We start from the raw sequence: 8900 nt of genomic DNA on the forward strand, positions 1-8900 counted from the left end.
AGTCGTTAAACAGGCTCAGACCATGGATCCAAAACACGGAGAAGAAAAAATGATCTCGCAGTGAAAGTGGCCATTGACGTGAAACTCCTCATGTGAGGGGCCTCAACGCTCGACGAGGTGGTCGGCGGCGAAGCGCCACCCTCTCTTGAGGCCCTTGAGAACACCCGCCCCAATGACGAGCTAGGAGATGACCTGAAACCCGGTCGAAGCGCCCAGCTTCGGGAAGCCGCGCATATTTACGGCGCGCAGGGCGGTCTGGCCGCCCGGGCATTCGCCATCAACGAGATGCTGCGGCGCCATGAGGAGACACTCGACGCCACTTATGATTTCCGGTCGATCGTGCTTCCGATCGGGAGTGGCCAGACCCTCATGCAGCCCCCCATCGTCACCGAGGCACAGATGGCCTTCGCGCTCAATGACACCGGCCAGGTGGCGCACGAGACAGAATGTGTTTTCGAGATCACCCGGGAGGCACAACTGACATCCGCGCCCCCGGACTGGCGCACGTATCTCGTCCGGACATGGGGCAAACCGCATCACCCGGTAGCCGCGGCCCTGCCCCGCACAAAGGCGGAAGTGTCACACTGGAACCAGTGGGTGGCCGAAGGCTGGGCAGATGGAGAAAAGCAGGCAACCGAGATCTTCCTCTCCGACCTGTCGCGCCTGCAGCGCGACATTACCGGCATGGCCCGCTACCGGGTGCTGCTGAACGCCGGGCGCGTCGAAGAACCGCGCGTCGTGTTCGAGCACCAGGACGCCGTGGGAGGAGGAGACACCCTCCACCTCAATGACCGCACGATCCGGATCGCGAGCCAGCCGGGGCTTCAGGGCCACGTCCGGCGCGGAAGCGACTACGGTTATCCGGAGCATTGCCGATGAATATCACCATCCCCGTCACGACCGACGAACGCTGGCCGGATGAAGGCAGGAAAGCGTTTGCCTGGGTCGAGGAGCGACGGCGTAACGCGCCGGGGCTGGACTCCCTCCTTCGCTGGGCGCATGGCCTCGGCGCCTCGCGCATCGACATCAAGACCGGCCATCCGGTCACGATCAAGGTGCACGGCGTGATCCGCTACGCCACATGTAAAGCGACGGACTCCCTCGCGCTTGCGGATATCGTCGGCCATGTCTATGCCTCTGACGGGATGGCCATGCTTGGTGTCGGCCATATCCTCGATACGGCCTACAGCGTGGCACTGGACCGCAAGGTCAATCTGCGTTTCCGGATCAATCTTTCACCCATTTCGGTCAAGCGGGGCAGCGGCGTCCACGTCGTCATGCGTCCGATCCCCGCGCGTCCCGCAAGCCTTGACCAGCAGATGGTCGAACAGGAAATCCGGGACACGAACAGGCTCAAAAGCGGCATGGTCCTGTTTGGTGGGGCAACCGGTTCCGGAAAGACCACGTTGCAATTCGGGCTTGCCATCGAAAAACTCATGGACCCGACCGTGTATTGCGACATGGCAACTGGCGAGGAGCCCATCGAGTTCCTGCTGGACGACCTGCGACCGCCTTCAGGCTCGCGGATCAGCCAGACGGAGATCCGCCCTCCTACCCTGACTTTTCCCACGTTCACCCGCAGCCTGACACGCCGCGAGATGAGCGATGGCATCATCACGGAATGTCGGGACGGCGAGACCATGAATGCAGCCATCAATATCGCCATGATGGGCGGTATCCTGGGCACGACGCTGCATGCAGACAGCGTCTCCCTCATGATCCAGCGCGCGATCGCGCTCTGTCCGCCCTCGGAACGTGACAACCTCGTCTCGGCCCTCGCTCAGGCGCTCCGGTTCTGCATCAACCAGCGCCTTGTGCCCCGCAAGGGCGGCGGGCGTGTTGCGATCCGCGAATTCCTCACCTTCGATCGTGATCTGCGCCGCAAGCTGACCCGGACCGAGCCAACAGACTGGCCGGACGTCGTGGCCGACGCGGTCGAGGCGCAGGGCCAGTCTTTCGGAAAGGCCATCCGCAAACTGCTTGATGCCGATCTGATCACCGAAGACACCGCTCTGGCGGAAGAAAGGAGAGACGCGTGATGTGGCGTGCAACGGCCTATCCTGTCCGGGTTTTCATTCTCGATGCCCGCGCCTGTTTTCCCATTCTCATCTCCGTGACACACTGGAGCCTCACCACCCTGCTGATCGGGGTCTTCGGCGTGGTGTTTTTCGGCACGATCTCGTTTTTCGGGCTGACGCTGCCGGCCGCGATACGCTCCATGCGACGCTTCCTCATCGGGCCGGTCCGCACCGCCCTGCCGACATGGCAAAGGAGGCGGTTCTCATGAGCGCGATCGACCTGGCGGCGATCAGTGCGGCGCAGACACGGCTTCTGGCCAAAATCGGCAAGCCGATTGAACTGCTGGACCGTGGCACCGGAAAACGGGTGGTCGTATCACCGGCTGACGCGGCACACCCTGAAGCCTATCTGCCCATTTTCCTGATCAGTGCCGAAACCCAGTGGCTGGAACTGACGGGAACGGGCTTTGCCCTTGATGTCAGCAGGACGCCCGACAGCGCGCTCGGCTATGCCGTCCGCAAGGTGCGCGCCGGTTCATTTACGGTCGTGATGTTATGTCTGATCGATGTCACGATGAGGCTTGCGGAGATGGACGACGCGCTGGTCCTCAATCATCTGATCGACTTCTGGGGCGAAGCCCATGGCCGGATCGCTGATGTCGCGCCGACCTTGCAGGGGGCGACATGATCCCCCGTCTCGCTCTGGCGGCATTCGGGGCGTTTCCCTTTTTTGTCGCCAGCACGACCGCCCGCGCCACGAGCATCGAAGAAAATGGCCGCCAGATTGCAACGTGTCTGGAGGCTTCGGCAAAAATCTCCGGTGTGCCCCGTGGCGTGCTGCTCGTCCTCCTCTATGTCGAGGCCGGCCGTCCCGGAATGGTCAGCCCGAACGGTAACGGCACGGCGGATCTCGGACCGATGCAGGTCAACACGACATGGGTTGATCGCATCGCGAGGCGATGGCACAGCACGCCCGCGCAAACATATGCGGCGCTGCGCGACAGTTCGTGCGCCAATATCGAGGCAGGCGCCTGGATCCTTGGTCAGGCGATGCACGAGGCACACGGCGACCTCTGGCAGGCCGTGGCATTCTATCACTCTCATACCCCACGCCATGGCAACGCCTATCTCCGGCGTTTCTACGACATCGCCCTCACGATGATGGCCAGAAGCCGCAGGGACGATCGCTCATGAGCACAAACCGCGTCCCATGGTCATCCAGCGATGACTATCTGCTCTTTTCCTCGATCATCATCATCGTCGGGGTCCTGCTGTTCAGCTACATGGCCTGGAGCCTGTGGCATACGCAGATCACGGCCTTCTATCTGCGGGCCATGCTGGGGCAGATCAACCTGCTGCATACGTCCGATCCCGACCTGATGCGCCTGCGGTTCCAGTTGCAGGCCGCACAATATCGACCGGACCTGGTGCGGGCGATCCAGCTTTATTATGGCCTTGCGATCCTGGGCAATGCCCTGAAATGGCCGGTGGCCATCGTGATTGCGCTCATGGGCGGGTTATGCATGTGGCGTGCTGCCCCCGGCCGTTTTGCAAAGGCGCTCGATCTGGAAGGTCTGATCGCAGTCCAGGCAGAAATGTTTCCGACACTGAAAGGCTTCGTCCGACGTCGACTGGACAGGCTTGTAACGCCTACGGATGGTACTCCCCTGCCCGCGGACCCGGCCCTGACACGTGCCGAATGGCGCGCGCGCTTCGCTGTCGATGCACAGGACCGCTACAGTGAAACCGGCGCGCTCGAAGCGTTCACGCGCCAGCTGGGCCGCCACTGGTCCAGCATCCACGCCGCGTCCCCTGTCGAACAGGTGCTTCTCGTTGCCTTTGCGATGCACTACCTCCAGAGGCGCCGGGAAGCCCTCGCCCTGCTTGGTGAACTCTCTGCCTGCCTGGCCGACGCTGGCCTTGATGGTCCCCATGGTCCGCTGGCGCCGCTCACGGTGCCAGAGTCCGTTGTGCGAAGCGCCCGCTCTGCCCTGCAGGACAAGGAAATCAAAAACTGTATCGATACGGTCTGCGAGCGCAGCGGATGGAGCGTGACCGCGCTCATGACCCTGCTGCACGAGGCCCGGCGGCAGGCGGGCGTACTGGCACCCTCCTCATTCGCCATCGTGAAGCTCATCGACCGATCATTGTGGTACGCGCTGCACTCACTCGGCTTTCCTGCTGAAATCCCGGCCGAAGACCTTCATCCCAATCCCCGCATCGAGGCCGCCGGCGCGCGTGCGCACTGGAGCGAAGAACGGCGCTACCAGCGTCCGATCTACATCCCTGCGGTTGAGAACGCACTCGCCATCCTGCGCCCGATGCCCGAAGCACAAGGATCTTCCCATGACCCGTATCATCCTCCACGCTGATGGCCGGGCTCCCATCACCGTTGAACTCGACGGGACAGGCTTACAGCCACTCCATCTCCATCTCCATCTCGGATCTGATTTCGGGCAGACGAAGACAAGCGATGCGGCACCGACTGTACCAGAAACGGCAGCAGCACGACGCGGGCGCCTGAAAAAGGCATTGCCCGCGCTCATCGCCGGGGGGCTGGCCGCCATCCTGATCATCGGCACACGTCAGGCCATGGTTTCCGACCGCGCTGTTCCCGACACGGGGCCCGCTGGCATGCTACGACCGCCTGCAATTCTACCCCCACTCTCCGGCTCGCCCATGACGGACGAAGGCGCGTCAGGGGGCCGCTCAACCTATGTCCCGGGCGCACTCATGCCGGTCGACGGGAATGTGGTCGGCAATCCCGACGGTCACCCGGCGAGCGCGGAAATCGATGCCGCACGACGCATCATGACGCAGCGGCCCGTCGTCACTTATCCGCAACCCCCAGGTAGCGCGCAGACAGCGCCGACGGCGCCGGTTTCCCCCACGGCACCAACCGCGCCCGTGGCGCCCATGATCGACACGGGAAAATCTCCTTTCGGGCTGGAAGACTGACGCATGGTGAAGCGCGAGATCGGCGGGCCGCAGGTCCACCAGCAACTGAAACACGGCTCTACCTATCGCGACACGCGTCCCTTCACGGTCCGGATCGCCGAAGAGCTGCAATCCAGCAGTTCCGGGTTCGCCCTCATGATTCTGGCAGGGCTCAGCGTGCTGGCTCCCGCGATCGTCGGGATCACCTTTCCCCTCGCCCTTTGCCTGACGCTCTGGGTCATGACCCGCCAACCCGTGCTGCCTTTTCATCTGCCCAGATATTCCGGACTGAAGGACAAACACGATCTTGACCCCAAAACCCGTCGGCCGCGAGCGGCGGCAGGCATCATATATCTTGGAACGGACGGACTGACTGGCCAGCAACTCTGGCTTTCATCCGACGCGGGGCGCCAGCACGCCGCCGTGCCAGGCACAACGGGTGCAGGCAAAACGACATCCGCCATCTCCCTGCTGGCCAATCCTCTTGCGCACGGATCCGGGTTCATCCTGATCGACGGCAAGGGTGACAACACGGTCCACGGCGATGTACTGGCGCTTGCCCGCCGCTTCGGGCTGGACGACCAGGTGCTCAATCTCAATTTTCTGACCGCAAGCGGCATCCGCCAGTCCAATACGTTCAATCCGTTTGCGACCGGCAACGCCGACGCCATCCGTGAAATGCTGGTCAGCCAGCTTGGTGAGCCGTCGAGCAATGACGCCAACGGCGTCTTTCGGGACCGTGCTGTCGGCCTTGCCGGCACGATCGCGCCAGTGCTGACCTGGATGCGCGACACCCACGGCGTGCCGATCAACATCGAGACCATGCGCTACGCCATGGAACTGCGCTGGATCGGCACGATGGCCCGGCATCGCGTATTCCTGATCCGCAATCCCGGCTTCGATCACCCCATCGAGATCAGCGTGCCCGAAATTCCCGACGACATCCTCTATCCGGCCCAGGCCTATCTGGGCGAACTGCCAGGATATGATTCCTCTCTGGCGTGGAATGAGCAGAAAGAAAACAAACCGAGCGAGCAGCATGGCTACGCCAAGATGTATTTCACCCGGGTCTTCACGCAGCTTGGCGTCAGTCTCGGGCACATATTCCGCGCCCAGATCCCTGATATCGACATGCGCGATGTGGTGCTGAACCGCCGCATTCTCGTCGTCACGCTGCCCGCGCTGGAGAATTCATCGGATACGCTGGCCGGACTGGGCAAGATCGTGGTCGCGGCCGGCCGCGGCGTCATGGCCCAGCTTCTTGGCGCCCGCCTTGACGGCCCCGCCGAGCAGGTCTTCAAGCTCAAGGCAGGCAGCGGCGACGCGCCGTTCCATTTTTTCTACGACGAACTCTCCGCCTACGTCACGGACGGCATGGACCGGCAGCTGGCCATGGGACGCGGCCTGAACTGCATGTTCTGGCTGGGGTTTCAGGATCTTCCGGGTCTTACGACACGCATCGGCGACAAAGCCTTTACCCTGCTCGGCAACGCCAACCTCACCCACGCCATGCGCCTGCAGGATGCCATGCGCACGCGCGAGTGGATCGAAAAGCAGTCCGATCGGATCGAGGTCAGTCAAGCCACGCATTTTGAAGGCAACTCCGCCGGAAGTTACCGGGAAGGACGGGGCGCCGAAGTCCGGGAAGTCGCCCGTATTCCCTGGGCAGACCTTCAGTCACTCATCGAGGGCGAGGCCATAACGATGTATGCCGGTCGCATCGTCCATTCGAAGACGTTCTTTGCCGCCGTCAATGGGCGGTCAGGCGCGATCCGCATGGCTCAGCCGGTCATGCTTGCAGCGCCGCTGGACCTGAATCGGGTGCCCCCGGACCAGCAGTTGCTCGCCCTCCTCGCGACGATCGAAGGCGGCCTGTTTCAGTCTGAACTGACCACGGTACACGACGAGCCGGATGTTCGCGCACTCCAGGAAGCAGTCGACCGCCTCGGTCCAGGTTCTCAAGACATCCTGTGCAATTTTGCACAGATTGGTGCAGCAGTCGCCGCCGCACCACGCCGGGTTGCGACCGCCAATGACGATGAAGAGAATGAGCACGCAGCCGGAACAGACATGCTGACACCATTTTCCTATATGCTGCGTCACGCTGCCTCCATCCCGAAACCCGGTTTTCGGACACAGCCCCGCACCATACCTCCCATCGACGGTCACCTGCTTGGACGCCTGGAGGCTATTGAACGCCGCGTGGACCGGCAGCCTGGTGTAGCCCGGCGTCAGGCACTGCTTATGTTGGGTGTCAGGGACGCGATGACAAAAGGCGCATCGAAGGAGGGCGCTGCCAGCACCGGGATGACCGAGAAGGAAATCCTCGCCCAGATCAGGATATTGCGAGAAAAAACCTCGGCATGACCGGCACGATCATCATCCTTCCCGGCGGGGAAAGGTTCCAGCTCGAATGGCGCCGGACCGACCCGGAGCGCTGGGAACGCCGCCTGAAGGCAAAATATGATGAGAGCCGGAGCGCGGAGCGTTCTGACAAGGCGCGATGCCTGTGCCAGCATCGCGGGGCCTCATTGCCTCTACAGATCCGTTACCGGGCGGACAGTCACAGTTATCACCTCGCCGTCTGGCCAAATGAAGGGCCGTTGCACGAAAAGACATGCCCCTTCTACAAGCCTGATCCGAAGAAAAGTGGGCGCGCCAGCTATGTCAATAGCGTAATTCGCGAGGGTGAGGATGGGGATGTCGCTGTGACCCTGTCGATCGGCCTGCGCCGCAAGGGGCCACCCCGGCCAGTCGATGACACGCCACTGCCTGCTTCAGATCAGCCCGGACAGGCGCGACAGCGCCGGATGACGCCTCTCGGGCTGCTCCATCTCCTGTGGGAACGGGCGGGGCTGACCGAATGGCGGCCGCAATTTGCCAGACACCGCACACTGACGGTGGCCCTGGGTCGGATTGCCTCTGCCGGAACCAGGATCCGGGCGCAGGGCAGACTGATCTCCGATCTTCTATGCCCTGTTGCCCCAGGGCATGAAAAGTTCGGACGGCGTCTCCATGCCATTGTCAGGACAGAAGGACAGGAAAACCATCTGTTCCTGATCGGGTTCGTGGAGGCTCTGGAACCAGATCCCAGGGGCAATTTCACGATGGCCCTGAGCGGACAGCGCGACGGTTACCGCTGCTTTCTGACAGTGCCTGCGGCCGAGAGGAACCGTCTTGCCCGGTCGCACCAACTGGCGGCAGCCACGCTCGCCCTGCCCGAAGCGGCGCGGCAGGCACATGTTGTAGCGCTGCTCTATGTGACGGCGCGAAACATCCTAGCCCCCAATAGCCGGTGGAGGGGCTGGATCCAGGCGGAAGTCAGGACCGGTGCCCTGATGACCGTCTCTCGCAGCATGCTTCCTTTCGAAAGCAGCCATGAACTGGCGGTAGCCGATGCCCTCGTGGCAGCGGGACGCGCATTCGAAAAACCACTGCGTTTCGACGCGGAACGGGATCTCGTTTTCCCGGATTTCATCCTGCAGGACACGGCGCGGAATGACGGATATCCAATGGAAGTTTTCGGTCGCACGGACGAGGCCTACGCTACCAGACGAGCCGAAAAGGAAAATTACTACGACGCGACCTTCGGAGCGGGTGGATGGTGGTCATGGGATGCGACAACAGGGAGCCGGATGCCGCCTTTTCCATCAGGCAGGCTGAGATAAAACAGGGTGACTTCTTCACTTGGCTGCCTTAGAGCCCGATCCGAAAGTTTTCCAAGCTTGACAATGCCTTGCTGTCCGTCGTGTGAGCATGCGGATCGAGGCGATCAATGTCCATGCGGTTGAGGACGCAATGGACTTTTCCCAATCTTTGGCGAGCCGCCTGCACCGTCCCAGCCAGGCGAATGTCCGTTCCACCACCCAGCGACGCGGCAGGATCTGAAAGCCCTTCGTCGTATCGGACCGCCTGATGATTTCGAGGGTCCATTTTCCCATGGCG

9 protein-coding genes and 1 pseudogene are annotated in these 8900 nt (G+C 62.3%); 9 read left to right on the top strand and 1 reads right to left on the bottom strand.

All coding sequences use genetic code 11. From position 1 onward, the window contains the following. Positions 1-96: 96 nt before the first annotated feature. The 9 genes and pseudogenes from CFR72_RS15430 to CFR72_RS15470 all read left to right on the top strand — a co-directional run. Positions 97-879 (top strand): annotated as a pseudogene (locus CFR72_RS15430) (type IV secretory system conjugative DNA transfer family protein); the annotation flags it as partial. Next, positions 876-2039: a type IV pilus twitching motility protein PilT gene (locus tag CFR72_RS15435; protein WP_014106815.1), complete on the top strand. Its 1164-nt coding sequence runs from the start codon at positions 876-878 to the stop codon at positions 2037-2039. The pseudogene CFR72_RS15430 and the gene CFR72_RS15435, both read left to right, overlap by 4 nt. Next, a complete protein-coding gene (gene icmT, locus CFR72_RS15440) occupies positions 2039-2287 on the top strand; it encodes an IcmT/TraK family protein (protein WP_014106814.1) in 249 nt (82 codons plus the stop codon). The genes CFR72_RS15435 and icmT overlap by 1 nt, the downstream gene beginning before the upstream one ends. Further along, complete coding sequence (locus CFR72_RS15445) at positions 2284-2706, top strand: hypothetical protein (RefSeq protein ID WP_023524151.1); 423 nt, start codon at positions 2284-2286, stop codon at positions 2704-2706. Before icmT ends, CFR72_RS15445 begins: the two co-directional genes overlap by 4 nt. Then, positions 2703-3212, top strand: a complete 510-nt coding sequence (locus CFR72_RS15450; RefSeq protein ID WP_014106812.1) for a lytic transglycosylase domain-containing protein — start codon at positions 2703-2705, stop codon at positions 3210-3212. The genes CFR72_RS15445 and CFR72_RS15450 overlap by 4 nt, the downstream gene beginning before the upstream one ends. Continuing rightward, on the top strand, positions 3209-4390 hold the full coding sequence (locus CFR72_RS15455; RefSeq protein ID WP_014106811.1) for a secretion/conjugation apparatus DotM-related subunit: 1182 nt from the start codon (positions 3209-3211) through the stop codon (positions 4388-4390). The genes CFR72_RS15450 and CFR72_RS15455 overlap by 4 nt, the downstream gene beginning before the upstream one ends. Further along, positions 4365-4976, top strand: coding sequence for a hypothetical protein (locus tag CFR72_RS15460; RefSeq protein WP_110914698.1), 612 nt, complete (start codon positions 4365-4367; stop codon positions 4974-4976). The genes CFR72_RS15455 and CFR72_RS15460 overlap by 26 nt, the downstream gene beginning before the upstream one ends. Before the next feature lie 3 nt (positions 4977-4979). Continuing rightward, positions 4980-7322, top strand: a complete 2343-nt coding sequence (locus tag CFR72_RS15465) for a type IV secretory system conjugative DNA transfer family protein (protein ID WP_110914699.1) — start codon at positions 4980-4982, stop codon at positions 7320-7322. After that, the gene (locus CFR72_RS15470) at positions 7319-8623 is read left to right on the top strand and encodes a DUF1173 family protein (RefSeq protein ID WP_014106808.1); all 1305 of its coding nucleotides are present in this window, start codon (positions 7319-7321) and stop codon (positions 8621-8623) included. Before CFR72_RS15465 ends, CFR72_RS15470 begins: the two co-directional genes overlap by 4 nt. Before the next feature lie 15 nt (positions 8624-8638). On the opposite strand, the gene CFR72_RS15475 is transcribed toward CFR72_RS15470, so the two are convergent. Continuing rightward, on the bottom strand, positions 8639-8900 hold a 262-nt coding region (locus tag CFR72_RS15475), incomplete at its 5' end, for a transposase (protein ID WP_146220757.1).

Source organism: Gluconacetobacter entanii (assembly GCF_003206495.1).
Taxonomy (GTDB): Bacteria; Pseudomonadota; Alphaproteobacteria; order Acetobacterales; family Acetobacteraceae; genus Novacetimonas; species Novacetimonas entanii.

Bases quoted from the DNA above. Each gene is read 5' to 3' on its own strand.
- CFR72_RS15435 (WP_014106815.1), top strand. From the start codon at position 876: ATGAATATCACCATCCCCGTCACGACCGACGAACGCTGGCCGGATGAA.
- icmT (WP_014106814.1), top strand. From the start codon at position 2,039: ATGTGGCGTGCAACGGCCTATCCTGTCCGGGTTTTCATTCTCGATGCC.
- CFR72_RS15445 (WP_023524151.1), top strand. From the start codon at position 2,284: ATGAGCGCGATCGACCTGGCGGCGATCAGTGCGGCGCAGACACGGCTT.
- CFR72_RS15450 (WP_014106812.1), top strand. From the start codon at position 2,703: ATGATCCCCCGTCTCGCTCTGGCGGCATTCGGGGCGTTTCCCTTTTTT.
- CFR72_RS15455 (WP_014106811.1), top strand. From the start codon at position 3,209: ATGAGCACAAACCGCGTCCCATGGTCATCCAGCGATGACTATCTGCTC.
- CFR72_RS15460 (WP_110914698.1), top strand. From the start codon at position 4,365: ATGACCCGTATCATCCTCCACGCTGATGGCCGGGCTCCCATCACCGTT.
- CFR72_RS15465 (WP_110914699.1), top strand. From the start codon at position 4,980: ATGGTGAAGCGCGAGATCGGCGGGCCGCAGGTCCACCAGCAACTGAAA.
- CFR72_RS15470 (WP_014106808.1), top strand. From the start codon at position 7,319: ATGACCGGCACGATCATCATCCTTCCCGGCGGGGAAAGGTTCCAGCTC.